The organism is Microbacterium sp. GXF6406 (assembly GCF_054798215.1).
In genome coordinates this window covers 56,172-81,370 of record NZ_JBSJZH010000007.1, presented here as the reverse complement: position 1 = coordinate 81,370, position 25,199 = coordinate 56,172, and the positions used below count along the sequence as shown (strand labels likewise).

The 25,199-nt window shown below is 66.4% G+C and carries 30 protein-coding genes; 27 read left to right on the top strand and 3 right to left on the bottom strand.

The genetic code is table 11. The features are described from left to right. Position 1 precedes the first annotated feature (1 nt). The 8 genes from sufC to ACWAUG_RS06100 all read left to right on the top strand — a co-directional run bounded on the left by sufC (position 2) and on the right by ACWAUG_RS06100 (position 6,640). Positions 2–772 (top strand): Fe-S cluster assembly ATPase SufC, encoded by a 771-nt coding sequence (gene sufC / locus ACWAUG_RS06135; RefSeq protein WP_298036685.1) that lies wholly within the window; start codon positions 2–4, stop codon positions 770–772. Positions 773–781: 9 nt separating this feature from the next. Continuing rightward, positions 782–1,111 (top strand): metal-sulfur cluster assembly factor, encoded by a 330-nt coding sequence (locus tag ACWAUG_RS06130; RefSeq protein WP_298036682.1) that lies wholly within the window; start codon positions 782–784, stop codon positions 1,109–1,111. A gap of 1 nt (position 1,112) precedes the next feature. Further along, positions 1,113–2,273: a MalY/PatB family protein gene (locus ACWAUG_RS06125; protein WP_460801846.1), complete on the top strand. Its 1,161-nt coding sequence runs from the start codon at positions 1,113–1,115 to the stop codon at positions 2,271–2,273. 59 nt (positions 2,274–2,332) lie between these two features. After that, a complete protein-coding gene (locus tag ACWAUG_RS06120; protein ID WP_298036675.1) occupies positions 2,333–2,917 on the top strand; it encodes a biotin transporter BioY in 585 nt (194 codons plus the stop codon). Between the two features lie 68 nt (positions 2,918–2,985). Next, the gene (locus ACWAUG_RS06115; protein ID WP_460801845.1) at positions 2,986–3,588 is read left to right on the top strand and encodes an energy-coupling factor ABC transporter ATP-binding protein; all 603 of its coding nucleotides are present in this window, start codon (positions 2,986–2,988) and stop codon (positions 3,586–3,588) included. Further along, entirely contained in the window at positions 3,585–4,178 is a 594-nt protein-coding gene (locus ACWAUG_RS06110; RefSeq protein ID WP_298036668.1) for an energy-coupling factor transporter transmembrane component T family protein, read from the top strand. Before ACWAUG_RS06115 ends, ACWAUG_RS06110 begins: the two co-directional genes overlap by 4 nt. An 89-nt stretch (positions 4,179–4,267) precedes the next feature. Beyond that, on the top strand, positions 4,268–5,866 hold the full coding sequence (locus tag ACWAUG_RS06105; protein ID WP_460801844.1) for an ABC-F family ATP-binding cassette domain-containing protein: 1,599 nt from the start codon (positions 4,268–4,270) through the stop codon (positions 5,864–5,866). Positions 5,867–5,899: 33 nt separating this feature from the next. Next, complete coding sequence (locus ACWAUG_RS06100; protein ID WP_460801843.1) at positions 5,900–6,640, top strand: class I SAM-dependent methyltransferase; 741 nt, start codon at positions 5,900–5,902, stop codon at positions 6,638–6,640. Here the strand turns inward: ACWAUG_RS06100 and map are convergent. After that, a complete protein-coding gene (map, locus tag ACWAUG_RS06095) occupies positions 6,633–7,415 on the bottom strand; it encodes a type I methionyl aminopeptidase (protein WP_460801842.1) in 783 nt (260 codons plus the stop codon). The genes ACWAUG_RS06100 and map overlap by 8 nt on opposite strands. A 99-nt stretch (positions 7,416–7,514) precedes the next feature. Here map and ACWAUG_RS06090 point away from each other — a divergent pair, with 99 nt between their 5' ends. The 9 genes from ACWAUG_RS06090 (at position 7,515) to ACWAUG_RS06050 (ending at position 14,454) form a co-directional block, all read left to right on the top strand. Further along, positions 7,515–8,009, top strand: coding sequence for an MFS transporter permease (locus ACWAUG_RS06090; protein ID WP_298036651.1), 495 nt, complete (start codon positions 7,515–7,517; stop codon positions 8,007–8,009). A gap of 164 nt (positions 8,010–8,173) precedes the next feature. Further along, on the top strand, positions 8,174–8,521 hold the full coding sequence (gene rplS / locus ACWAUG_RS06085; protein WP_298036647.1) for a 50S ribosomal protein L19: 348 nt from the start codon (positions 8,174–8,176) through the stop codon (positions 8,519–8,521). 122 nt (positions 8,522–8,643) lie between these two features. Beyond that, positions 8,644–9,372, top strand: a complete 729-nt coding sequence (gene lepB / locus ACWAUG_RS06080; protein ID WP_298036643.1) for a signal peptidase I — start codon at positions 8,644–8,646, stop codon at positions 9,370–9,372. After that, a complete protein-coding gene (locus tag ACWAUG_RS06075; RefSeq protein WP_298036639.1) occupies positions 9,369–10,031 on the top strand; it encodes a ribonuclease HII in 663 nt (220 codons plus the stop codon). The genes lepB and ACWAUG_RS06075 overlap by 4 nt, the downstream gene beginning before the upstream one ends. Positions 10,032–10,068: 37 nt before the next feature. Beyond that, positions 10,069–10,395, top strand: coding sequence for a DUF2469 family protein (locus ACWAUG_RS06070; RefSeq protein ID WP_298036636.1), 327 nt, complete (start codon positions 10,069–10,071; stop codon positions 10,393–10,395). Positions 10,396–10,486: 91 nt separating this feature from the next. Beyond that, complete coding sequence (locus tag ACWAUG_RS06065; protein WP_298036633.1) at positions 10,487–10,849, top strand: YraN family protein; 363 nt, start codon at positions 10,487–10,489, stop codon at positions 10,847–10,849. After that, on the top strand, positions 10,846–12,375 hold the full coding sequence (locus tag ACWAUG_RS06060) for a YifB family Mg chelatase-like AAA ATPase (RefSeq protein WP_298036631.1): 1,530 nt from the start codon (positions 10,846–10,848) through the stop codon (positions 12,373–12,375). The genes ACWAUG_RS06065 and ACWAUG_RS06060 overlap by 4 nt, the downstream gene beginning before the upstream one ends. Continuing rightward, positions 12,372–13,532 carry a DNA-processing protein DprA gene (gene dprA / locus ACWAUG_RS06055; RefSeq protein WP_460801841.1) on the top strand — a complete coding sequence of 387 codons (1,161 nt, stop codon included), beginning with the start codon at positions 12,372–12,374 and terminating at the stop codon, positions 13,530–13,532. The genes ACWAUG_RS06060 and dprA overlap by 4 nt, the downstream gene beginning before the upstream one ends. A 19-nt stretch (positions 13,533–13,551) precedes the next feature. Beyond that, positions 13,552–14,454, top strand: a complete 903-nt coding sequence (locus ACWAUG_RS06050; protein ID WP_298036626.1) for a tyrosine recombinase XerC — start codon at positions 13,552–13,554, stop codon at positions 14,452–14,454. Here the strand turns inward: ACWAUG_RS06050 and ACWAUG_RS06045 are convergent. Beyond that, positions 14,417–14,962 (bottom strand): murein hydrolase activator EnvC family protein, encoded by a 546-nt coding sequence (locus ACWAUG_RS06045; protein WP_298036624.1) that lies wholly within the window; start codon positions 14,960–14,962, stop codon positions 14,417–14,419. The genes ACWAUG_RS06050 and ACWAUG_RS06045 overlap by 38 nt on opposite strands. Positions 14,963–15,263: 301 nt before the next feature. Between ACWAUG_RS06045 and rpsB the strand changes: the two genes are divergently transcribed. The 8 genes from rpsB (at position 15,264) to ACWAUG_RS06005 (ending at position 21,131) form a co-directional block, all read left to right on the top strand. Continuing rightward, the gene (gene rpsB / locus ACWAUG_RS06040) at positions 15,264–16,079 is read left to right on the top strand and encodes a 30S ribosomal protein S2 (RefSeq protein ID WP_460801840.1); all 816 of its coding nucleotides are present in this window, start codon (positions 15,264–15,266) and stop codon (positions 16,077–16,079) included. A gap of 40 nt (positions 16,080–16,119) precedes the next feature. Continuing rightward, positions 16,120–16,947: a translation elongation factor Ts gene (tsf, locus tag ACWAUG_RS06035; RefSeq protein WP_460801839.1), complete on the top strand. Its 828-nt coding sequence runs from the start codon at positions 16,120–16,122 to the stop codon at positions 16,945–16,947. A gap of 94 nt (positions 16,948–17,041) precedes the next feature. Then, on the top strand, positions 17,042–17,758 hold the full coding sequence (pyrH, locus tag ACWAUG_RS06030; protein ID WP_298036616.1) for a UMP kinase: 717 nt from the start codon (positions 17,042–17,044) through the stop codon (positions 17,756–17,758). Positions 17,759–17,832: 74 nt separating this feature from the next. After that, a complete protein-coding gene (frr, locus tag ACWAUG_RS06025) occupies positions 17,833–18,387 on the top strand; it encodes a ribosome recycling factor (protein ID WP_298036613.1) in 555 nt (184 codons plus the stop codon). Positions 18,388–18,394: 7 nt separating this feature from the next. Beyond that, positions 18,395–19,516: a phosphatidate cytidylyltransferase gene (locus ACWAUG_RS06020; protein WP_460801838.1), complete on the top strand. Its 1,122-nt coding sequence runs from the start codon at positions 18,395–18,397 to the stop codon at positions 19,514–19,516. Next, positions 19,513–20,103: a DivIVA domain-containing protein gene (locus ACWAUG_RS06015; RefSeq protein ID WP_298036609.1), complete on the top strand. Its 591-nt coding sequence runs from the start codon at positions 19,513–19,515 to the stop codon at positions 20,101–20,103. Before ACWAUG_RS06020 ends, ACWAUG_RS06015 begins: the two co-directional genes overlap by 4 nt. A 203-nt stretch (positions 20,104–20,306) precedes the next feature. Then, positions 20,307–20,834, top strand: coding sequence for an aggregation-promoting factor C-terminal-like domain-containing protein (locus ACWAUG_RS06010; RefSeq protein ID WP_460801837.1), 528 nt, complete (start codon positions 20,307–20,309; stop codon positions 20,832–20,834). Between the two features lie 9 nt (positions 20,835–20,843). Continuing rightward, positions 20,844–21,131 carry a hypothetical protein gene (locus tag ACWAUG_RS06005; RefSeq protein ID WP_298036606.1) on the top strand — a complete coding sequence of 96 codons (288 nt, stop codon included), beginning with the start codon at positions 20,844–20,846 and terminating at the stop codon, positions 21,129–21,131. A gap of 23 nt (positions 21,132–21,154) precedes the next feature. Here the strand turns inward: ACWAUG_RS06005 and ACWAUG_RS06000 are convergent, their stop codons facing one another. Next, complete coding sequence (locus tag ACWAUG_RS06000; RefSeq protein ID WP_298036604.1) at positions 21,155–22,210, bottom strand: AI-2E family transporter; 1,056 nt, start codon at positions 22,208–22,210, stop codon at positions 21,155–21,157. 176 nt (positions 22,211–22,386) lie between these two features. Here ACWAUG_RS06000 and ACWAUG_RS05995 point away from each other — a divergent pair, with 176 nt between their 5' ends. Beyond that, positions 22,387–24,243, top strand: a complete 1,857-nt coding sequence (locus ACWAUG_RS05995) for a glycosyl transferase (RefSeq protein ID WP_460801836.1) — start codon at positions 22,387–22,389, stop codon at positions 24,241–24,243. Beyond that, positions 24,240–25,184, top strand: coding sequence for a tetratricopeptide repeat protein (locus tag ACWAUG_RS05990; RefSeq protein WP_298036600.1), 945 nt, complete (start codon positions 24,240–24,242; stop codon positions 25,182–25,184). Before ACWAUG_RS05995 ends, ACWAUG_RS05990 begins: the two co-directional genes overlap by 4 nt. The last annotated feature ends 15 nt before the right edge of the window (positions 25,185–25,199 follow it).

Below are 25,199 nucleotides of genomic sequence, written 5' to 3'. Positions count from 1 at the left end.
AATGTCTGTTCTTGAGATCCGCGACCTGCACGTGACGGTCGAGACCGAGGCTGGGGCCACCCCCATCCTCAACGGCATCAACCTCACCATGAAGACCGGTGAGACCCACGCGATCATGGGCCCCAACGGCTCGGGCAAGTCCACTCTCGCCTACACGATCGCCGGCCACCCGAAGTACACCGTCACGAGCGGCTCGATCACCTTCGACGGCGAGGACGTCCTCGAGATGAGCGTCGACGAGCGCGCCCGCGCCGGTCTGTTCCTCGCGATGCAGTACCCGGTCGAGATCCCCGGTGTGACCGTGACCAACTTCCTGCGTACGGCGAAGACCGCGCTCGACGGTGAAGCGCCGGCGATCCGTGGCTGGACCAAGGACGTCAAAGAAGCCATGACGAACCTGCGCATGGACCCGAAGTTCGCGCAGCGCAACGTCAACGAGGGCTTCTCCGGCGGCGAGAAGAAGCGCCACGAGATCCTGCAGCTCGAGGTTCTCAAGCCGAAGTTCGCGGTCCTCGACGAGACCGACTCCGGTCTCGATGTCGACGCGCTGAAGATCGTCTCCGAGGGCGTCAACCGCGCCAAGGAGGCCACCGGCCTCGGTGTGCTGCTCATCACGCACTACACGCGCATCCTCCGCTACATCCGGCCGGACTTCGTGCACGTGGTCGTCAAGGGCAAGATCGTCGAAGAGGGCGGCCCCGAGCTGGCCGACCGTCTCGAGGAAGAGGGCTACGACCGCTTCCTCGACCCCTCGTCGCCGATCGAGGCGTAGGCTGAGCGCATGACCGCGACTCTTTCTCCGGAGAAGTACGACGAGGTCACCGAGGCCTTGAAGGACGTCATGGACCCCGAACTGGGGATCAATGTCGTCGACCTCGGCCTCATCTACGACCTGGCGTGGGATGACGAGAACGACGCTCTCGTCATCCACATGACCTTGACCAGCGCGGGCTGCCCACTCACCGATGTGCTCGAGGAGCAGACGGCGCAGTCTCTGGACAAGGTCGTCGACCGATTCCGCATCAACTGGGTGTGGATGCCGCCGTGGGGTCCAGAACGGATCACGGACGACGGTCGCGACCAGATGCGCGCCCTCGGCTTCGCGATCTGACATGGAACGGGTTCGCGCGCTTCCGCTGGATCAATTGCGCCAGCGCACCAGCGAGAAGTGGCGCGAATACCCGGACGACGTCCTGCCCCTGTTCGTCGCAGAGACGGACTTCCCGCTCGCTCCGGCCATCACCCGGGCGCTCGAGCGGGCGGTCCGCACAGGCGATACCGGTTATGTCGCCTCCCGTACGCCGCTCGCGGCCGCATTCGCGGACTTCGCCGAGCGGCGTTACGCGTGGTCGCCGGATCCTGCCCGGATGCGTTCGACGGCGGATGTCAGCATGGGGATCGTCGAGATCCTGCGACGGGTGACGCGACCCGGTGATCGGGTGGTCGTCACGACGCCCGTCTACCCGCCGTTCTTCGACCTCGTGGAGGAGGCCGGCGCAGTCGTCGAGCGCATCTCCCTGCGCGATACGGGCGATGGCTGGGAACTCGATCACGAGGCCATCGAGGCATCACTCGCATCGGGGGCGCGTGCCGTTCTGCTGTGCAACCCGCACAACCCGACGGGAACGGTGCACTCTGCAGCATCCCTTGCGATCCTGGCGGAGGCTGCAGCGCGGCACGGCGCGGTTGTGGTCTCGGATGAGATCCACGCGCCGCTCGCGCAACCGGGGCCCGGTTTCACCCCTTTTCTCGCGGTTTCGGATGCCGCGCGCTCGATCGGTTATGCGATCGTCAGCGCCAGCAAGGCGTTCAATCTCGCGGGGCTCAAGTGCGCGCTGATGGTCACCGCGGATGATGAGCCGACGGCAGTGCTACGGAGCCTGCCGATCGAGGTGGAGTGGCGCACCGGTCAATTCGGGATGCTCGCCGCTGTCGCGGCGTTCGCCGCTGAGAGCGACCAGTGGCTGGATGGTTTGCTCCTCACACTGGATGAGAATCGACGGCTCCTCGGGGAGCTGCTTTCCGAGCACCTTCCGGGTGCGTGCTATCGGATGCCGGATGCCGGATATCTGGCATGGATCGACCTTTCTGCCCTCGGATGGGGCGAGAACCCCTCCAAGCGCATTCTGCGTGAGGCGCGCGTCGCTCTGCATTTCGGGCCCGCTTTCGGAGCGGAGGGCGCTGGTCACGTGCGACTGAATTTCGGGACGAGTCCGGAGATTCTCCGAGAAGCCGTGGAGCGCATCGCGCGCATGGGCCCGGTCTCGAACTGACCCGCACGGGCAGCTATACTGAACGCCGTTCAGGTGAACACTGTTCAGGAGGTGGCTCCATGGCTGCACGTACACGGCTCGACGCAAACGATCTTGCCCGCATCGCTGTCTTCGCAGCGCTCATCATCGTGCTCGGGACGGTCGCCGTTCCGCTTGTCGGCGGTGTGCCCGTCACAGCGCAGACTCTCGGCGTCATGCTCGCCGGAGCCGTCCTCGGTGCTCGTCGCGGATCATTCGCCGTTCTCATCGTGATCGTTCTCGCGGCGGTCGGGCTTCCCGTCCTCGCCGGCGGGCGCGGCGGTCTCGGTGTTCTCGTCGGTCCGACTGCCGGCTATCTGCTGGGGTGGATCGCCGGAGTCATCGTGATCGGGCTGCTCATCCGTGCCGGCGCGTGGCGCTGGTGGCGCGTGGCGCTGGCGGTGCTCATCGGCGGTATCCCGGCGATCTATCTCCTCGGCATCCCGGTGCAGGCCTTCGTCACGGGCGTCGATCTGGCGACGACGGCCCTGTCGAGCCTGGTCTTCCTCCCGGGCGATCTTCTCAAAGCCGTGCTGGCGACCCTGCTGGCTCTGGCGCTGCGCCGGGCGTACCCGGCCGCGTTCGCAGCGGTGCCCGCTCCCGCGCAGCAGGCGGTGGTGTCCTGAACGCCGGCGAAACCCTGGGGCTCGCCGATGTCGATGTCGACATCGACGGGAAGCGCATCCTTTCGGACGTGACGGTTTCGGTCACCGCGCAGCGTATCGCGGTGATCGGTGCGAACGGATCGGGCAAGTCGACCTTCGCGCGTCTGCTGAACGGGCTCGTGCGCCCCAGTGCGGGGGAGGTCCGCGTGCTCGGAAGCGCGCCGTCCTCTCAGGGAGCCGGTTTCGTGTTCTCCGCGCCCGATGCGCAACTGCTCATGCCGACCGTCGCCGAGGACGTCGCGCTGTCGTTGCGCGGCCGGGGCCTGTCGAAGCAGGACGTCGAGACGCGGGTTGGGGAAGTCCTCGATGCTTACGGTTTGGGGGCGCACGCGGAGTCCTCCGTGCACAGTCTCTCCGGCGGGCAGAAGCAACTGCTGGCATTCGCATCCGTCCTCGTCTCAGAGCCCCCTCTGCTCATCGCGGATGAGCCGACCACTCTCCTCGATCGACGCAACGCGCGGCGGATCGCGGACCTGCTGATCGAGGAACTCAGCATCCCGACGGTCATCGTCACCCACGACCTCGAACTTGCGGCGCGCTGCGAGCAGGCGTTCCTCTTCGATAACGGCCGTCTGCACGCCGCAGGTCCTGCGGCCGACATCGTCACGATGTATCGAGAACTCGTCGGATGATCCCGCTCTACCGACCGGGTAACGGGATGCTTCATCGGCTGCCCGCCGCCGCGAAGCTGTGCGCACTGGTCGTCGTGAGTCTCGTGATCTCGATCTGGGCGGGAACGGTCGTGGCCGCCGTCGGCGCCCTCCTCGCGGTCATCGCCGTCCACCTGATCGCCGGACTCGGGCTCCGAGAGGTTCTGCGCAGCATCTGGCAGTTGCGCTGGCTGATCCTCGTGCTGGGGACATTCCTCTGGGTCTTCTCCGGGGCGGAGGCTGCGGTCGTCGCGGTGGCGCGGATGGCGTCGATCCTGTTGGCAGCCGCTGCAGTGACAGCATCCACCCCCATGGGGGAGATGCTCGACGTGCTTCGGGTCGCGCTCGCACCGCTTCGCCGGTTCGGGGTGAACGCGGATGCGGTTTCGCTGACGCTTCTGCTGGTGATCGCGATGGTTCCCGTCATCGCGGGGTTCCGGGCCCAGATGCGAGATGCGGAGCGCGCTCGAGGAGTCCGTCTCGGTTGGCGGATGGTGCTCCCTCTGCTCGTGCGGGCGCTGCGGCACGGCGACCAGGTTGCCGAGGCTCTGACGGCCCGCGGTCTCGCTTGAGGAGTCGGGGCATCCACCCAGGAGGAGGGCGGTAGAATCGGACGCTGGCCCCTCGGCCTCCCCATCCCTCTGAAGAACGGACGTCTGCTGTGCTCGCCGTGCACGATCTCGAGATCCGCGTGGGCGCCCGCCTGCTCATGGAGGACGTCTCTTTCCGCGTCTCCGCCGGCGACAAGATCGGCCTCGTCGGTCGAAACGGTGCCGGCAAGACCACGCTGACGAAGGTGCTCGCCGGTGACCTGCTGCCCTCGGGCGGCAAGGTGACGAAGTCGGGCGAGCTCGGATACCTCCCTCAGGATCCGCGCACCGGCGACCCGGAGATGCTCGCCCGCACCCGCATCCTCGATGCCCGCGGACTCGGCACGATCCAGCTCGGGATGACGAAGGCCTCCGAGGACATGGCATCCGACGACCCGAAGGTCTCCGAGAAGGCCATGAAGAAGTTCGCGAACCTCATGGAGCGCTTCGAAGGACTCGGTGGCTACGCGGCCGAGGCGGAGGCCGCCTCGATCGCGAACAACCTCTCGCTGCCGGATCGCATCCTCGACCAGCCGCTGAAGACCCTCTCGGGCGGTCAGCGCCGCCGTATCGAGCTCGCCCGCATCCTGTTCTCGGATGCCGAGACGATGATCCTCGACGAGCCGACCAACCACCTCGACGCGGACAGCGTCGTGTGGCTGCGCGAGTTCCTGAAGAACTACAAGGGCGGGCTCATCGTCATCAGCCACGACATCGAGCTCGTCGGCGAGACTGTCAACCGGGTGTTCTACCTCGATGCCAACCGCCAGTGCATCGATGCGTACAACATGAACTGGAAGAACTACCTGCGCCAGCGCGCCGCCGATGAGGAGCGCCGCAAGAAGGAGCGCGCGAACGCCGAGAAGAAGGCGACGACCCTTCAGCTGCAGGCCGCCCGCTTCGGCGCGAAGGCGTCGAAGGCCGCCGCCGCGCACCAGATGGTCGCGCGCGCCGAGAAGCTGCTCGCCGGCCTCGATGACGTGCGCGAGGTCGACCGCGTCGCGAAGCTGCGGTTCCCGAAGCCCGCAGCCTGTGGCAAGACTCCGCTCATGGCATCCGGCCTGTCGAAGTCCTACGGGTCGCTGGAGATTTTCACCGACGTCGACCTCGCGATCGATCGCGGTTCGAAGGTCGTCGTGCTCGGCCTCAACGGTGCGGGAAAGACGACGCTGCTGCGCATGCTCGCCGGCGTCGACGAGCCCGACACGGGGCAGCTCGAGCCGGGGCACGGCCTCAAGGTCGGCTACTACGCCCAGGAGCACGAGAACCTCGACGTCGACCGCTCCGTGCTCGAGAACATGGTCTCGGCGGCTCCGCACATCACCGAGACCGAGGCGCGTCGCGTGCTCGGATCATTCCTGTTCACGGGCGACGATGTCCTCAAGCCGGCCGGTGTGCTCTCCGGCGGGGAGAAGACGCGTCTGTCGCTCGCGACCCTCGTCGTCTCGTCCGCGAACCTGCTCCTGTTGGACGAGCCCACCAACAACCTCGACCCGGCCTCCCGCCTGGAGATCCTCGATGCGCTCGCGCATTACGAGGGCGCGGTCGTCCTGGTCTCCCACGACCCCGGGGCCGTCGCCTCGCTCAACCCCGAGCGCGTGCTCATCCTGCCCGACGGCGTCGAAGACATCTGGAACCAGGACTACCAGGAGCTCATCGAGCTCGCGTAAGTCGTCCGACCCTCGAGACAGTAGCATCGAGGCATGGTGGATCAGCAACTGGCGAAGTCGTTCGAGTCGATCGGCGAGGAGTACGACCGGTATCGGCCGGGATTTCCGGATGCCGCGGCGGATGCGATCCTTCCGGAGCGAGTGAACGCCGTGCTCGATCTCGGCGCCGGCACCGGAAAATTCACCGAATTGCTCGTCGAGCGCGCTGACCGCGTGATCGCGATCGAGCCGTCCGTCGCCATGCTCGACGTACTGCGGGCGAAGCTCCCCGCCATCGAGACCCGTGTCGCGGGCGCCGAGGACATCCCGCTGGACCGGGCGAGCGTCGACGCCGTTACCGTCGCGCAGGCGTTCCACTGGTTCGATCGAGACCCGGCCTGCGCCGAGATCCGTCGGGTGCTGAAGCCCGGTGGCGTTCTCGGCCTGCTGTGGAATCACTCCGATCCGTCGTGCGCGTGGGACTACGCCTGCCATCGCATCGCCCACCCCGCCGTCGGTGAGAGCGACACGACGACGGATGCCGCGGCTGATGAACTGCCCGGATTCGTCTTCGAATACCAGCACGACATCGCCTGGGTCGAGGCGATCACGCGTGAGGCGTATCTCGCACGCTGGTTGACGGTGAGTAGCTTTCTCACCGCGGACGAGGCGACGCGTCAGCGGAAGATCGTCGAGATCGGGAGCATCCTCGACGCCGCCCCGGCCACGCGAGGCAAGGACTCCTTCGAACTGCCCATGCGCACCGCGGTGTTCGTCTACCGCGCGCTCATTTGACGCCGAGGAAGCTCCGGTCGGTCAGCACGATCGGGCCGTCGGCGGTGATCGCCACAGTGTGTTCGGAGTGGGCGCCGCGCGAACCATCGGCGCTGCGCAGCGTCCAGCCGTCGGCATCCGTCATGAGCTCATCGGTGGTCTGCAGGAACCAGGGCTCGAGCGCGAGCACCAGGCCATCGCGCAGCGGGAAGCCACGGCCGGCGCGACCATCGTTGGCGACGTGCGGGTCACCGTGCATGGTGCGGCCGACGCCGTGCCCGCCGAAGTCGGTGTTGATCGAGTAGCCCTCGCCGTAGGCGATCTCCGCGACGGATGCCGAGATGTCGCCGATACGGTTTCCGACCGTGGCGGCGGCGATCGCAGCATCCAGCGCGCGCTCCGTCGTATCGATCAAACGCAGGTCCTCCTCGCGGGCGGAGCCCACGACGAACGAGACCGCGGAGTCGGCGACCCAGCCGTCGACCGAGACGGCGAAGTCGAGCGACACGAGGTCGCTATCGCGCAGCACATAGTCGTGGGGGAGCCCGTGCAGCACGGCATCGTTGATCGAGGTGCAGATGACCTTGCCGAACGGGCCGTTGCCGAACGAGGGCGCATAGTCGATGTAGCAGCTCTCGGCGCCCGCCTTGCGGATCATCTCGTGCGCACGCTTGTCGATGCTCAGGAGGTTCGTGCCCACCTTCGTCTCCTCGCGCAGTGTCGCCAGGGTCTCGGCGACGAATCGTCCGGCCGCTCGCATCTCGTCGATCTCGGCAGGGGTGCGCAGTTCGATCATCGTGTTCCTCTCGTCTGTTCCATTCTCCCCGATGTCCGCTGAGCCTGCTCACAGCGAACACCGTCCCGGTTCATGGGTGGAGGTCGTAGCATGCTGTGCATGTGGCTGCGCCGATTCATCTACCGCTGGACGTTCCCCGCGGCGATCATCCTGCCGCTGTGGCTGCTGATCGGCTGGGGCGTCTTCAACGCGAGTGGCTGGGCGATCCTCTGGGTGCTCTTCATCGCGATACCCTCCGTGCTGATCGGAGAGATCGTCCTCGCGCTGATGATGCGGGCCAGAACCTCGGCGCGCGAGGCTCGGATGGCCTCCTGGTGGGACGTGCTCGGCTTCACCGTCTGGCATGGTCTGACGATCGCCGTCGGCTTCTACCCGCAGAAATGGTTCGGTCTGCTGCTGACCGCAGCGATCGCCGCAGCCGTCGGCGTGTTCTGGCTGATGATCTGGCAGCTGTGGAACGACGCACGGTTGCGCGGAGGAGGCATCCGGATCGTCGGCGGCTCCGCACCGTCGCAGGAGGCCGGCGCGCCGAAACCCTCGGTCAGCGTCGACGACGTCTACATCATCCAGGAGAACACCGCGCGGCGGGACTGATTCCTTTTGGTTGCGGGGCGGATTCATGGCACAATGGACGATTGTGCCGTGAACAGGCTCTGCCTCAGGGGAGTCCACGGATGCTTCCGCACCGTTCGGCACACACCCACGTATTCCTTATATTCCATGCATTCGACCTGTGGCGGGTGCAGAGAGAGACGATCATGCATCTTCTGGACGCCGTCGACGCGGCTTCGCTCCGTTCCGACATCCCTGACTTCCGCCCCGGCGACACGGTCAAGGTTCACGTCAACATCACCGAGGGCAGCCGCTCTCGTGTCCAGATCTTCCAGGGCGTCGTTCTCGGCCGCCAGGGCGACAGCGTTCGCGAGACCTTCACGGTCCGCAAGATCAGCTTCCAGGTGGGCGTCGAGCGCACCTTCCCGGTTCACTCGCCGGTGATCGAGCGCATCGAGATCGTCAGCCGCGGCGATGTCCGTCGCGCCAAGCTGTACTACCTGCGCGAGCTGCGCGGCAAGAAGGCGAAGATCAAGGAGAAGCGCGAGAACTGATCTCCGCTGATTCTCCGAAGCACCCCGGGACGAACTCGTCCCGGGGTGCTTCGTCGCTTCGGGAGTGTGCGAACCTAGATCATGGCGCCCAGTGCGCAACCGATCTCTCAAAAAGGAATTCGATGAGCTCTGAATCCGTCACGGACGGCCCCGGCAAGCGGCGGCGTGGATTCTGGATCTTCCTGCGGGATGTCCTGGTGATCATCGTCATCGCCGCGCTCGTCTCCTTCCTCGTCAAGACGTTCATCGTGCGTTCTTTCTACATCCCCTCGGCATCCATGGAGCGCACGCTCATGGTCGACGACCGGATCCTGGTCGACGAGCTCACGCCGCGGTGGACCGGATATCAGCGCGGCGACGTCGTCGTCTTCGAAGATCCGGGCGGATGGCTGCCCCCGGCCGTGCAGAAGCCCGCCGGCCCTCCGCTGCTGGAAGGGATCGACAAGCTGCTGACGGTGATCGGGCTCTCCACCTCCGACAGTGAGGACCACCTCGTCAAGAGGATCATCGGCGTCGGCGGCGACCACGTCGTCTGCTGCAACGCGCTCGGCCAGATCGAGATCAATGGCGCGCCGATCGATGAGCTCAGCTATCTGGACCTTCCCGAAGGCGACACGCAGGCCTCCAACGATCCCTTCGACGTCACCGTGCCGGAGGGTGCGCTCTGGCTGCTCGGCGATAACCGTGACCGTTCCCAGGACGCCCGTGCGCACCAGGATCTCCCCAGCGGAGGATTCGTGCCGCTGGAGAACGTCGTCGGCAAGGCCTTTCTGATCACGTGGCCGCTCGGAAGGATCAGTGCGGTCGATGGGCACCATGACATCTTCAACGGCATCCCCGACGCACAATGACGGTGATCGAACCGACGCTGACGCTCGAGCGCGAGATCCTCGCGGAATACGACCTCATCATCGCCCTCGATGAGGTCGGGCGCGGAGCGCTCGCGGGGCCCGTCTCGGTGGGCGCGGCAGTGATGGATGCTGCCGGGGCCCGACGTCGCATCCCCGAAGGCCTGCGCGACTCGAAGCTGATCACCGAGAAACGCCGACCGGAGATGGCGGAACGGGCAGCAGCCTGGGTCCAGGCCTCCGCAATCGGGTGGGCAACAGCATCCGAAGTGGACGAGGTCGGCATCATGCGGTCCCTGGGGCTGGCGGCATCCCGCGCGATCGACGCCGTCGTGGCGCAGGGAGCCTCCATCGCGGGAGCGCTCGTCATCCTCGACGGAAACCATGATTACGTCTCCCGGGTGCACCCGGTCCCGCTGCAGGTCCGCTCCGTTATCAAGGGGGATCGTGACTGCGCCTCGGTGTCGGCGGCATCCGTCATCGCGAAGGTCGAGCGAGACGCGCTGATGGCCGATCTGCATGATTCGCACACCGCCTACCGGTGGGACCGCAACAAGGGTTACGCGAGTCCTGATCACCGCGCGGCCATCCGCGACTTCGGCCTCACGCCGCACCACCGCGCGTCCTGGGCGATCACCGACGCGCCACCGGCGCTGTTCTGATCGGGAACGCCATTTGTTCTCATAGGATGGAGTCATCATGGATGACGAGGCGTTCGACGACTACGACCGCGAGCTCGAGCTCGCTCTCTTCCGGGAGTACCGGGATGTCGTGGGGCAGTTCCAGTATGTGGTCGAGACCGAGCGACGGTTCTATCTGGCTAATGAGGTCAGCGTCGTCCGCCGCGACACCGAGAACGACTTCTACTTCGAACTGTCGATGACGGATGTGTGGGTGTGGGACATCTACCGCGCCGACAGGTTCGTCAAGGCCGTGCGCGTCCTCACCTTCAAGGACGTCAACGTGGAAGAGCTGCAGCGCCGCGAGTTCGAGCTCCCGGACGACCTCTCGCTCGACGGCAAGTGACTTCTTTCCACATCTGAGCGCTTCTCGCTTGTTCTGCGCAGATCGTGCATAGGGCAACAGACCGCTTTGCCGCCCGTCTCATGCTTGAGGGATGGCAGAGAAAGACGACCTCGGACGTGCCGGTGAAGACCGCGCCGTCGACCACCTGACGGCCCGCGGCTATCGCATTCTCGACCGCAACTGGCGCTGTCGTCAGGGCGAGATCGATATCGTCGCCGAGAGCGATGGCGTGTTGTGCATCGTCGAGGTGAAGACCCGGACGAGCATCGGTTTCGGGCATCCTTTCGACGCGATCGATGGGCGAAAGCGCGATCGGCTCTGGCGTCTCGCATTCGCCTGGGCGGCGGATCATCCTGATGTCGCACGCCGACGGATGCCGAGACTGGAGATCATCGGGATCACCGGAGCCGATCCGGCCACCGCGATGATCGAGCACCTGGTCGATCTGCGATGAGGACAGCACGGACCTGGGCCGTCGCGCTCACCGGCGTCGACGGGCACCTCGTCGAGATCGAAGCGGATGTGTCGAATCAGACACCGGGGTTCCGGATCGTCGGTCTGCCGGACAAAGCGCTCGGCGAAGCCGTGCAGCGCGTGCACAACGCCGTATCGAACTCGGGACTGCCCATGACGAGACGGCGCCTCACGGTGAACCTCTCGCCGGCGAGTCTGCCGAAGAACGGCAGCGGGTTCGACCTGGGCGTCGCGATCTCGGCTGTTGCGACGGAAGGCGTTCTGGACGCCGGGTCGATCTCTCGAACGGTGCATATCGGCGAACTCGGTCTCGACGGACGCCTGCGCCCGGTTCCCGGGGTGCTGCCGGCCGTGTTCGCCGCTGCGCGAGCCGGTTTCGAACGCGTGATCGTGCCCTACGCGAATGCCGAGGAAGCCCGTCTGGTGCCCGGCGTCCATGTGCATGCGGCACGCAGTCTTGCCGAAGCGGCGCAGTGGCACGGTGCCGACATCATCGTGCCGGACGTGGAGCCTGTGGCGCGGGAAGAATCTGCCCCGCGGGAGGACGAGGCACTGGACCTGGTCGACGTGGTCGGTCAGGACGAGGCGGTCGAGGCGCTCGTGGTCGCGGCCGCAGGCGGGCACCACCTGTTGATGAGCGGCCCGCCCGGCGCGGGAAAGACGATGCTCGCACGGCGGCTCCCGGGAATCCTGCCTCCGCTGGACGACGACGCGGCACTCGAGGTCGCGGCGATCCGCTCGCTCCACGGAGGAGACGTGGATGCGCTCGACCGGTTGCCGCCCATCGAAGCGCCCCATCACAGTGCTTCGGTCGCCGCGCTCGTGGGTGGCGGATCGCGAGCGGTGCGCCCCGGGGCGATCGTGCGCGCCCATCGCGGAGTTCTGTTCCTCGACGAAGCCGCCGAGTTCTCGCGCGTCGCGCTCGATGCGCTGCGCCAGCCGCTCGAGTCCGGACGCATCGAGATCGACCGCGCGGGCTTCCGCGCGCGTTTCCCGGCGAAGTTCCAACTAGCCCTCGCGACGAATCCCTGCCCCTGCGGAAACTACGGGGTCCGCAATGCCGAATGCATCTGTCCGCCCGTGGCGATCCGACGATACGGCGCTCGGCTCTCAGGGCCGCTCCGAGATCGGATCGACATCGACCTGCAGGTGACGCGCGTGGCGGCCTCGGTCGCGACGGGCGCTGCTGGCTCGGGCCTCACGACGGCCCAGGCGCGAGAACGGGTGGAGCGCGCTCGAATCGCCGCCGCAGGACGTTGGTCCGCAACTCCCTGGCGGGTGAACGCGGAGGTGTCGGGAGCGTGGCTTCGTCAGGGGGAGTGGCGCGTGCCCGCAGTCACCAGGGCGCCCCTGGACCGCGCCCTCGAGCGCGGACAGCTGACCCTGCGCGGATACGACCGGGTTCTGCGTCTCGCCTGGACGCTCGCCGATATCGCCGGCGCAGACCGGCCCGGAGCCGACCACCTCGGACACGCCCTGTTTCTCAAGAGAGGACTCATCGCATGATCGCCGCACTGATGTCGGACGCCCTGCTCCTGCACGCTGCGCGTCAGTTGCGCCCTGACCGGGAGGATCCCGTCGAGACGATCGCCCGGATCGCCTGGAACACCATGACGGAGCCCGGAGACGGGGTCGCCGGAGTGCTGATCGAGCGCCTCGGCGCTGCGGAAGCCTTGCGCGTTGCGTGCGACGAGCGCGGCTTGACCGAGAAGACGCTTCACGAAGCGCGGAAGAGATGGATGCCACGTGCGCGTCCGGCTGCCGTGCACGACGCCCTGCGGGGCGCTCTGGAAGCGGGTTCCGGTCTGCTGCTGCCGGGGGATGCCGCATGGCCGACGGCTGTAGACGACCTTGCAGAGCATGCGCCGACAGCACTGTGGATGCGGGGCGACCCGGCAATTCTGAACATGCGGCAACGCGCGAGCATCGTCGGTGCGCGGGCAGCAACCGCATACGGCGATCGTGTCGCGGCGGAACTCGCCGGGGATCTCGCGATGGGCGGTGCCGCGGTCATCTCCGGCGGCGCCTACGGAATCGACGGATCGGCTCATCGCGCTGCGCTGGGAGTCGGCGGCGCCACCGTCGCTGTGCTCGCCGGGGGAGTCGATCGCGCGTATCCCGCCGGGCACCAACAACTTTTCGACCAGATCCGATCTTCCGGTGTCGTCCTCAGCGAGCTTCCCTGCGGTGCGGCACCGACCAAGTGGCGGTTTTTGAGTCGAAACAGGATTATCGCCGCGCTCGGCCAGGCGACAGTCGTCGTCGAGGCGGGGTGGCGCAGCGGTTCGCTGAACACAGCCGGGCACGCCTCGTCGCTGGGGAGGCCGCTGGGGGCGGTGCCGGGTCCGATCACCAGTGCTGCTTCTGCAGGTTGCCATCGGCTGCTGCGCGAATACGATGCGCACTGCGTGACCAGCGCCGAAGAGGTCCGCGAGCTCATGGGTGCCGGCGCAGCCTGCCAGGGCGGGCCGTCATTCGCAGAGGATCGTGAAGAACCCGATACCGTTCGGGTGCTGGATGCGCTCAGCAGGAGGGTGGCGCATCCGCCCGCTGAGATCGCGGCACGGTCGGGACTCGCGGTAGACAGAGTCCGCGGGATACTCGGTCTGCTGGGCCTCGACGGGCGTGCGGCGCAGAGTGCCGAAGGATGGCGGCGGGCGTGAGGGGTGGCATGCTGGAAGCATGGAATTCCGGGCGGCGGTGACGCGCTTCCTCACCCATATCGAACAGGTGAGACGGCTGTCGCCGGCGACGGTGCGCGCCTACGATGCTGATCTACGCGATCTCGGAGCGCATCTCGGGGAGCTTTCATTGGGCGACGTCGATCTGGAAGCGCTGCGGGACTGGCTCTGGCACGCAACGCAGCGCGGCGATGCCCGATCGACGTTGGCTCGGCGGGCGTCGACGGCACGTGCCTTCTGCGCCTGGGCGAAGGAAGAGGAGCTGATCAGCCTCGATCCCAGCCTCCGGCTCGTATCGCCCAAGCGTGGACGCACTCTGCCCGCGGTCGCGTCCCAGGACGGCATGCGCGAGCTGCTTGATTCGCGTCGCGCGGCAGCGGCGAGCGGCGACCCGGTGCTGCTGCGCGATCACGCAATCCTCGAAATCCTGTACGGGGCCGGTGTCCGTGTTGCCGAACTCTGCGGCCTTGATATCGACGACGTCGATCGGGAGCGGGCGACGCTGCGGGTACTCGGGAAGGGCGGCAAGGAGCGCGTGGTGCCGTTCGGGCTGCCGGCGCGCGACTCGCTCGACGCTTACCTCACCCGCGGGCGAGGCGCCCTCCAGATGAGGAGCGAACAGGCCTCACCGGCGGTATTCCTCGGAGCCCGCGGTGCCAGGCTCGGTCCTCGCACCGTGTACACGCTCGTCGCCGAGGCGCTGGGTCCCATCGTCGGAAGCGACGCAGTGGGACCGCATGCGCTGCGGCATTCGGCCGCCACCCATCTGCTCGACGGCGGTGCCGATCTCCGTGCCGTGCAGGAGCTCCTCGGGCATGCGAGTCTCGGCACCACCCAGATCTATACGCACGTATCGTCCGAGAGGCTCAGGGCGACGTACCGGCTCGCCCATCCGCGGGCGTGATTGCCTGGCAGCAGGGGAGCAGTACGGCGCGGGGAGCGTCTCCGAAGAGTGCCATCGGATTGATGTACACGCCGTTCCATCGGACCCCGACATGCAGCTGACCCGCCGGTGTGTGGCCGCCCGTGGCGACGTGACCGATCTCTGCGCCGGCGACGATTGCATCCCCGAGGGCGAGATCGGAATCCATCGGCTCGAAGGTTGAGACGAACCCGCCGCCATGATCGATCGTCAGCAGGGGCCGATCGACGACCGTGCCGCGGAACGCGACGACGCCGTGGGCCGGAGCGCGAACCGCAGCGCCGACGGAGGAGGCCAGATCGACCCCGCGATGTCCGGGGCCGAAATCATGGGAGGGTGCGCGGAATACTGTGATCACGTCGCGCGGGCCGTCCAGAGGCCATCGCCAGGACGCAGGGGCCGGCGCAGCGCCGGCAGAGGTGAGGAAGAGCGCAACAAGGCACAGCGACAGCACGAGGAAAGGGCGGCGAAGGCCGTGTGAAGACAGCATGAGCACGATCATCGGCCCTCGAACAGGAATGCATCCGCGTCCAATCCCCGCTGGTGGAGAACCGGCGCCGACGCTGCCGCCGTGGAGGAGAAGTTGATTGATCGCGATCCTGTACACTGGAAGTCGCACCTCGAGTATCGAGGTGACTACGCGTGCCCAGAGCGACTTATGTCGCGGCATTCACTCCCACAGGTCCCTCTCCGCGAGAGGGCGGGTGTGCGCCGGGCACCAGGACAGTCGATCACCTGATCGCGAAACAACCTCAACGGCGCGCGAGCGCCACAACACAAAGGAGACGACCATGGCAGTGGTCACCGTCCGTCAGCTGCTCGATGCTGGCGTTCACTTCGGACACCAGACCCGTCGCTGGAACCCGAAGGGCAAGCGCTTCATCCTCACCGAGCGCAGCGGCATCCACATCATTGACCTGCAGCAGTCGGTCAACTACATCAACCAGGCCTACGACTTCGTCAAGGAGACGGTTGCCCATGGCGGCACCATCCTCTTCGTCGGCACGAAGAAGCAGGCGCAGGAGATTCTCGCAGAGCAGGCGACGCGCGTCGGCCAACCTTACGTGAACCAGCGCTGGCTCGGTGGCCTCCTCACCAACTTCCAGACGATCGCCAAGCGCCTCGCTCGCATGAAGGAGCTCGAGGAGCTCGACTACGAGAACCCGTCTGCTTCGGGCTTCACGAAGAAGGAGCTGCTGCTCAAGAAGCGCGAGCTCGACAAGCTGCACAAGTCGCTGGGCGGTATCCGCAACCTCACCAAGACGCCGTCGGCCCTGTGGGTCGTCGACGCCAAGCGCGAGCACCTTGCGATCGACGAGGCCAAGAAGCTCGGCATCCCCGTGATCGGCATCCTCGACACGAACGCCGACCCGGACGACTTCCAGTACCCGATCCCCGGCAACGACGACGCGATCCGCTCCGTCTCGCTGCTGACCCGCGTCATCGCCGATGCTGCAGCCGAGGGCCTGCAGAAGAAGCACAACCCCGAGTCGGGCGACGCCGAGCCGCTGGCCGCATGGGAGCAGGAGCTCCTCGAGGCTCCGGCCGAGGGCGCTGCTGAGGCTCCGGCAGAGGCTCCGGCCGCTGACGCAGCCGACGCCAAGTAATTCCGCGTACACACACCTAACGAAGCAAGGAGCCACCACCATGGCCAACTTCACCATCGCCGACATCAAGGCGCTGCGTGAGCAGCTCGGCACCGGAATGGTTGACACGAAGAAGGCACTCGAAGAGGCCGACGGCGACCGCGAAAAGGCCGTCGAGCTTCTCCGACTGAAGGGTGCGAAGGGCAACGCCAAGCGCGCCGACCGTTCGACCAGCGAGGGCCTCGTCGTCTCGCGTGAGCAGGGCAACAGCGTCACGCTCATCGAGCTCGCCTGCGAGACCGACTTCGTCGCGAAGAACGAGCGTTTCATCGCGCTCGCCGACAAGGTCGCGGATGCTGTTGCAGCCGTCAGCGCTGACTCGGTCGAGGCGGCCCTGGCCGCATCGGTCGACGCCCAGACCGTCGGGGACCTGATCTCCGACGAGGCAGCCATCATCGGCGAGAAGGTCGAGCTGCGCCAGGTGCGCACCGTGACCGGTGACGCCGTCGAGGTCTACATGCACCGCACGAGCAAGGATCTGCCCCCGCAGATCGGCGTCGTCGTCGCCTACTCGGGTGACGACGCGGCAACGGCTCGCAGCATCGCGCAGCACATCTCGTTCGCGAACCCGTCCTACCTGTCCCGTGAGGACGTCCCCGCGGACGCCGTCGAGAAGGAGCGCGAGATCGTCACGGAGATCTCCCGCAACGAGGGCAAGCCGGAAGCGGCTCTGCCCAAGATCGTCGAGGGCCGTGTCTCTGCATTCATCAAGCAGGTCGCCCTGCTCGAGCAGGACTACGCCAAGGACAGCAAGCTCTCTGTCGCCCAGGTGGCGAAGGACGCCGGTATCACCGTGACGGACTTCGCGCGCTTCAAGGTCGGCGCGTAGTTATTCTGAAGGGGTTCGGATCCATACGGGTCCGAACCCCTTCTTCATGCCCAGAAGGCACTATCTTGAATCGGGACGAGAGGACATCACACCCATGACTGAACGCACCGGACGCCGCCGCGTCCTTCTCAAGCTCTCCGGTGAGGCTTTCGGAGCCGGCCAGCTGGGCGTCAACCCCGATGTGGTGAGCCAGATCGCCCGCGAGATCGCCGCGGCGGTCGATGAGGTCGAGATCGCGATCGTCGTCGGCGGCGGAAACTTCTTCCGGGGTGCCGAGCTCAGCCAGCGAGGCATGGACCGGGGACGCGCCGATTACATGGGCATGCTCGGGACGGTCATGAACGCACTCGCGCTGCAGGACTTCCTCGAGCAGGCGGGCGCGCCCACGCGCGTGCAGTCCGCCATTTCCATGACGCAGGTCGCCGAGTCCTACATTCCTCTTCGCGCCGAGCGGCACATGGAGAAGGGGCGCGTCGTCATCTTCGGAGCCGGAGCCGGTCTGCCCTACTTCTCGACCGACACGGTCGCTGCGCAGCGCGCACTGGAGATCGGCGCACAGGAGGTCCTCGTCGCGAAGAACGGCGTCGACGCCGTATACACCGCCGACCCGCACAAGGATTCCTCGGCGACGCGCATCGACAAGGTGACCTACCGCGATGCGCTGCAGCGCGGGCTCAAGGTCGTCGATTCGACAGCTTTCAGTCTCTGCATGGACAACAACATGGACATGCGCGTGTTCGGAATGGAGCCCGCTGGCAACGTCACGCGTGCCCTTCTGGGCGAACCGATCGGCACACTGGTCACCGCCTGAGGGCGTGCCGGTGACCGGGGCACAGCCGTGCAGCCCGGTAGAATTGCAAGAACACACTGACGATAGGAGTCACCGTGATCGCGGATGTCCTCGCTGAAACCACCTCTCGCATGACGCGTGCGGTCGAAGCTGCCAAGGAGGACTTCGCCACCGTTCGCACGGGTCGCGCGAACCCCCAGCTGTTCCAGAAGGTGATGGTCGACTACTACGGCTCGCCGACTCCTCTTGCCCAGCTCGCGTCCCTCGCGAACCCCGAGGCCCGTTCGCTGATCATCACGCCGTACGACAAGTCGGCGCTGAAGGCGATCGAGCAGGCGATCCGCGACATGCCGAACCTCGGAGCGAACCCGACGAACGATGGCAACATCGTCCGGGTCACGATGCCCGAGCTGACCGAGGAACGGCGCAAGGAGTACGTGAAGCTCGTCCGCACCAAGGGCGAGGACGCGAAGGTCCACGTCCGCGGCATCCGTCGCAAGGCCAAGGACGAGCTCGACGCGCTGAAGAGCGAGGTCGGCGAGGACGAGATCGCCCGCGGTGAGAAGGAACTGGATGCTGTCACGCGCCAGCACGTCGATCTGATCGATGACGCGCTCAAGCGCAAAGAGGTCGAGCTTCTCGAGGTCTGATCACGATATGAGCGATTCGCGTGGTGACACCGACGCCGACCGCCCGCGCACGCGGCGAGAGGCGCGTGAAGAGCTGACCCCGGATTCGATCGGTCCCGACTCCGTCGAGCCCCCGACGTTCGATGAGGCCCTGATCCCGCCTCGCCCACCGCTTCCGGAACCCGTGGAGCCGGTGTCCGCGGCGGGATCCGCCGTCCGCGAGCAACTGCGCCACGCACGAGGCGAATTCGAGACGCATGTCAACCAGGCCCGCGAGCAGCTGGATCAGGCGAACGAGCGGATCAAGGCCCGTACCGGGCGTGATCTGATCCTCGCGATCCTCGTCGGAGTCGCGCTGGGCGCCCTGCTGCTGGGGTCGTTGCTGTTCATCAAGGAGCTCTTCGTCCCCATCGCCCTGGCGATCGCTCTGCTCGGTGTGTTCGAGCTGACGCGTGCGCTGCGCACTTCGGGACGCCACCTCGACCTGACCCCGCAGATGATCGCGGCAGCCGCGCTCGTGCTGGCCGGTTATTTCGCCCCGGCATGGCTCTACTGGGTCGCCCTCATCTTCGCGGTGGCCTTCGTCATCGTGTGGCGTCTCGTCGCCCAGATGTTCTCGCGGCACGAGCGAACATATGCCGATGTCCTCTCCGATGCGCTCGTGAGCGGTCTGGTTCAGATCTATGTGCCGTTCCTGGCCGGTATCGCGATGATGCTGCTCGCTCAGGAGGGCGGTCAGTGGTGGGTGCTCGGCTTCATCGCCGTCGCGGTTGCCTCGGACACCGGAGCCTACGCCGCGGGCGTTGCGATCGGCAAGCATCCGATGGCTCCCCGAATCAGCCCGAAGAAGACCTGGGAGGGCTTCGGTGGAGCGGTTGTCGCGGCCGTGGCCGTGGGTGTCGTCCTTGCACTCACCCTTCTGGAGCTCCCGTGGTGGGCCGGTGCGATCTTCGGCATCGCGATTCTGCTCACAGCGACGATGGGCGACCTGGCGGAGTCGATGATCAAGCGCGACATCGGGATCAAGGACATGAGCTCCTGGCTCCCGGGCCACGGCGGTCTGCTCGATCGGCTCGACAGCATCCTGCCCTCGACGATTCCCGCACTGAGTCTGTACTTCCTGCTGTCGCCCTGGGCGGTAGCGGGATGAGTTCGAAGACGGAGACCGATGTGAAGGACTTTGAGCCGGATGACGCGCCCACGGCCTTTCGCGTGACGAGTGGTCGTGTGCGCGGATATCACCGTGCGGCAGTCGACACCTTCCTCGCGGCCGCTCGGGAGAGCTTCGAGCACGATCTCGATGAGCTCACCGCGGCGGAAATCCGCATCGCCTCATTCCCGCTCGTCAAGAACGGTTATGTGATCGGCGATGTCGATGCGGCGCTGGGACGAGTTGAAGACGCCTTCGCGGCACGTGAGCGCGAACGATCGGTGCGCGATCTCGGGGCCGAGGCGTGGGTGAGCAGAGCTCGTGGTGAGGCCCAGAGCATCCTCGATCACCTGGCGCGGCCGAACAGGAAGATCTTCGCGCGCACCAGCCTTCTGACCTTCGGGTACCGCGTCGACGAGGTCGATCATGTCGCGGCACGCATCGTCCGCTACCTGCGCGATGGGGATGCCCTATCGGCAGAGCAGCTCCGCTCGGCCGCTTTCCGTATGCAGCGTCGGGGTTATCGTGAGGAGCAGGTCGACGCACTGCTCGATGCGGCGATTGACGTGATTCTGGCGGTTCGCTGAGTGTTCTCATGGTGGACTCAGGCGCAGCTGGCTACACTGAGGATATTGTGACTTCCGGTACTGACATCGAATCATCGGGGGACGTTATCGCTCCCAATGCTCTCGCATCCCGAAAATCACCTTCTCCGGGCGCGAAGCGGCGTTCTCGTCGGGTCTCCGGCATACTCGCGGCGCTGTCGGTCCTGGGACTCGCGGCGGCTGTCGTGGCCCCGACGGGCATGGCCCTGGCAGGCTCCAGTGCGGATGATGTCGAGACCTCGTTCTCGCTGGCTGTCAAGGACACCCAGCAGCTCTCGGTGACTGTCGAGGGGGCGACATTCGCTCCGGTCGAGCGCGGCGCGTTCGAGGTCTACGTGACTCCGACTCCGACGCCGGAGCCCGAGCCGGAGCCCGCTTCCAATACGTCGGACAGCGGCGGGACGACCGGCGGTGGGCCGCTCTATTACAGCGGAGGCGGAGCGCCGGCGGAGTGGATGGCTGCGGCCGGAATCTCTTCGGGCGACTGGGGCTACGTCGACTACATCGTCTCTCGTGAGAGCGGCTGGAACCCCAACGCGACGAACTCCTCGTCGGGCGCCTGCGGGCTCGTTCAGGCGCTGCCCTGCAGCAAGGTCCCGGGCAACGGTTACAACCCGATCGACAATCTGCGCTGGGCGAACGGTTATGCGACCGGTCGTTACGGCAGCTGGGCCGCGGCCTACGCCTTCTGGACCAACAACCACTGGTGGTAACCCGCTACGATGGGACGCGCGAACAGAAGGCGCCCGGAGCGCTCGAGCTCTGACGAGTCTTTCGATCGGCTCCTCGCGGGGTGGAAGAGGACAGAAGCCCGACGCGGCCACGAGTGGACTGTGCAACCGGTCTCCGCGCAGCGTGCGGTGAAGGACTACACCTGCCCGGGATGCCGCGGAACGGTGCGTTCCGGATCCGCCCATCTGGTGGTCTGGCGGGCCGATGGCGTACTGGGCGACGCCGCTGATCTGGAAGCGCGCCGTCACTGGCACACCCACTGCTGGAACGTCGCGTGATCCTTCTGCTCGGCTGAGCTGTCTCAGCGCTCGTTCATCCGGGGGATGAGCACCTGGCGGTAGATGATCAGGATGCTGGCGGCGACGGGGATCGCGATGAGCGCACCCAACAGGCCGAGCAACGCGCCGCCGGCGAGGGCTGCGACGACCACGACGGCACCGGGCACGGACACAGCACGGCTCATGATGCGAGGGGTGATCGCATAGGCCTCGATCTGCATGTAGATCAGATAGTAGATTCCGGCTGCCAGCGCGGTTGCGGGGGAGCCCAGCCCCGGGATCAGGCAGACGAGCACGATGATGGTCGATCCGGTCAGCGTTCCGACGAGCGGGATCAGCGAGAAGAAGAACGCGATGACGGCCAGCACCGCGGGGAACGGCGCATCGATGATCGTGAGATAGATGGCGCTGAGAATCCCGTTGATCACGCCGAGCGTGATCTGACCCATGACGTAGTAACCGACGGAGTCGGTGATCTGCTCGGCGAGGTCGACGAAGCGGGCGCGCTTGGATGCGGGGACGAGCTGATAGACCGCCCGCTTCAGCGACGGCGTCGACGCCGTCAGATAGATCGTCAGGATCAGGACGATGAATGCGCCGAACAGGCCCGTGACGATGGTGGTGCCCACGGTGACCACGCTCTCCGTGATGGTCGTCCAGTTCTCGGTGAGCCAGTCGGTGGCGTTGAGGAAAAGGTCGTCCACGAAGCTGCGGCGAACGCCGGGGAAGGTCGCGATGAGCCAGTCCTTGACATCGTCGAGGCGGGTGCTCTGGAGGAAGAAGGTGATCTGGCGGACGAGCTGGCCGATCTGATCGATGAGGATCGGGAGTACGGTGAGCACGATTCCGGCGAAGAGGGCGAGCACTCCGAGGATCGTGGCGAGCACGGCCGCCCAACGGGGGAGTCTGCGTCGCTCGAGGAAGGTGATGACGGGGTCGAGGCCCAGGCTGATGAACAGTGCTGTGCCCACGTAGAGGAGAACGGTCGAGAGCGTTTCCAAACTGCCGATGAGGAGGATGCCCAAGCCGACGCCGAGGGTCGCCACCAGGGCGGTGCGGAATGGATTGTGAACCTTCATCACTGACTCCTCATTGCGGGTGCACCTCAGAGTAATGCGGTTGAGGACAGCGTTCGCCCCGACCTGCCGATGAAGCGACGCGTGAGCTCTCGTAGTCAACACACAGAGAGGTTCGCTAGGCTGAAACGTCGAGCGGAGACCGGACTCGGCGTCACGGTCACGTAAGGAGTCATTTCGTGCGTTTCGTATGGGCCGTCGTGGCCTTCATCCTGGCCACGCTTCTCATCGGAGCGGGCATCGCTCAGCGCACCATCTTCATGGGGCCCGAGACGCAGGAGCTGTCGCTGGTCGTCGAGGAGCCGCAGCCCTATCTGCTGGTGGATGGCGCTGTTCTTCGTGAGCAGCCGGGCCAGCAGACGCTGTTCGTCCGTGGCGAGGGAGAGCTCTTCGTCGCCTATGGGCGCACGGCCGATCTCGAAGCCTGGCTCTCGGATGCCGCATACAACTCGGCGACGATCGATGAGGATGGTCTCGTCGTCGTCAACGGGATCGAACCGGAGCTCGACGATACGGCTGAGGATGGCGAAGAGGCGGACGCCGCTGAGCCGGCCGAAGAAGCCGTCGTCGGTCGTAGCCCTGTCGGCTCCGATCTGTGGCTGCATTCCTTCAACGAAACAGACCAGCTCATCACCGACATGCAACTCCCCGAGGGGATGAGTCTGCTCATCGCCCGTGACGGGACCGCTCCGGCACCGGAGGACGTCGTCGTCTCCTGGCCCCTTGACACGACGACTCCGTGGGCGGGCCCGCTGGTTGCCGTGGGATGCGCTGTGATGCTCGCCGGTCTCGTGATGTACGTCCTCGGGATCCGCCATCAGCGTCGCGGCCGCGGGCCTCGCCGAAAGGGCCCGGGACCGCTGCCCGCGACGGAGCCCATCGACCTCACGATCGAACCTCTGCCCGGCCGCGACGCCCTCGAGCGCCCGGCGGACGGGCAGCCCGGACGCGGGCAATGGACGGCTCAGCGCCGCAGGCGCGTGCTCTCCGTCCCCGTGCTGGGTCTCGCCGCGGTGATGATCGCCGGCTGCTCCAGCGACTCGTGGCCCGATTTCACCTCGTCATCCCCGAGCCCCTCGCCGACGCAGACCGTCATCGCCCCGGAGAACCAGCAGCCCCCGGCGGTCACCGACGCCCAGGCCTCGAGGATCCTTCAAAACGTCTCGACCACGCTGGAAGAGGCGGATGCGGCGCGCGACCTCGAACTCGCGAAGACTCGTCTCGCGGGCGCGGCTCTTGCAGCTCGAACCACCGACTACACCCTGCGGGGTTCCCTGTCCGATCGTGCCCTGCCGGCGGTCATCCCCACGGATGTCATCGAGGTGCTTCTGCCCCAGGCGACCGAGTCCTGGCCGCGCACCGTTCTCGTGCTGAGCAAGAGCAAGAGCGACGACACGGTGCCTCCCGTCATCCTGACCATGACGCAGGCCGATCCGTGGGCCAACTACAAGGTCACCAACATCGCCGAGATGCAGGCCTCGGCCGAGGTTCCGCAGGTCGCGCCGGCCTGGCTCGGCACCAGTCTGATCACCGAGAACGCGGCAGCATTCCTGCAGCTGGCACCGGCGGATCTCGCTGCGGCCTTCTCCGACGTCGTCGATGCGGGGGAGAAGAGCGAGTACTACGATCTTTTCGACCCGGTGAGCATCGCGCTTGTCGACTCGCTCATTCAGAGCCGTGCGGCCGTCAAGCAGGCTTTGGCCGATAAGGACGCCGCGGACACCACTTCGCTCGCTTTCGACATCGCGCCGAGTGCGCAGGACCCGGTCGCCTTGGCGACGCTGGAGAGCGGCGCGATCGTCGCAGTCTCCTTCGTCGACAGCGAGAAGATCACGCCCACCTCGGGCGACGCAGTGATCAAGTTCGGGGAGAACCCCGAGGCCAAGGCCCTCACGGGCGTGGAGGAGTCTGCGAAGGGCGTGACGACCACGTACGGCCTGCAGATGTTCTTCGCGGTCCCGGCCCAGGGATCGACCGAGCAGATCAAGCTTCTCGCCGTGCACCAGGACCTCCTCAACGTGGAAGTGATCAAGTGACTGAAATCTCTGCCGCCGCGCTTCGCGGCGCCGTCGACCTGTCGAGTCTGCGCAACCGTCCGGCGGCGGGAGCCGCCCCCGATGGTCAGGATGCCGGGACGGCCCAGCCCGGCGGGTACATCGTCGATGTCACCGATGCGACGTTCGGTCAGATCCTCGAGCTGTCGCGCACGGTCCCGATCGTCGTGGACCTCTGGGCGGAATGGTGCGGCCCGTGCAAGCAGCTCGGTCCCGTGCTGGAGAAGGTCGTCAACGAGCACGCAGGACGCCTGGTGCTCGCCAAGGTCGACGTCGATGCCAACCCCCAGCTCGCGCAGAGCTTCCGCGCTCAGTCGATCCCCATGGTCGTGGCGCTCGTCGCGGGTCAGCCGGTGCCGATGTTCACGGGGGCTGTGCCGGAGGAGCAGGTCCGTCAGGTCGTCGAACAGCTCTTGCAGGTCGCGGCGCAGAATGGCGTGACCGGAACGGTGGGGGCGAAGGAACCGACCGAGACCGCCGGCGAGGACGGAGCGTCGGAGCCGGCCCCGCTTCCTCCGTTGCATGCCGAGGCGTTCGCAGCGATCGAGACCGGTGACTTCGCAACGGCGATCCAGGCCTATGAGAAGGCCCTCGCGGAGAACCCTCGTGACGACGAGGCCCGCGCCGGTCTCGGACAGGTGCGCCTGCTGGACCGTGTGCAGGGAGTCGATCTGCAGCAGGCACGAGGCGCTGCGGCTGCGGCGCCGTCCGATGTCCAGGCGCAGTTCTTGGTCGCCGATCTCGACATCTCCGGCGGACACGTCGATGACGCGTTCGGGCGGCTTCTCGACCTCTTTGGCCTTCTTCCCGCCGATGAGCGGACGCCGGTGCGTGAGCGCCTCGTGGAGCTTTTCGGGCTGATCGGCCCGAACGATCCGCGGGTGGTGGCAGCGCGCAATCGCCTGTCGTCGCTGTTGTTCTGATCAGCGTCCGGTGCA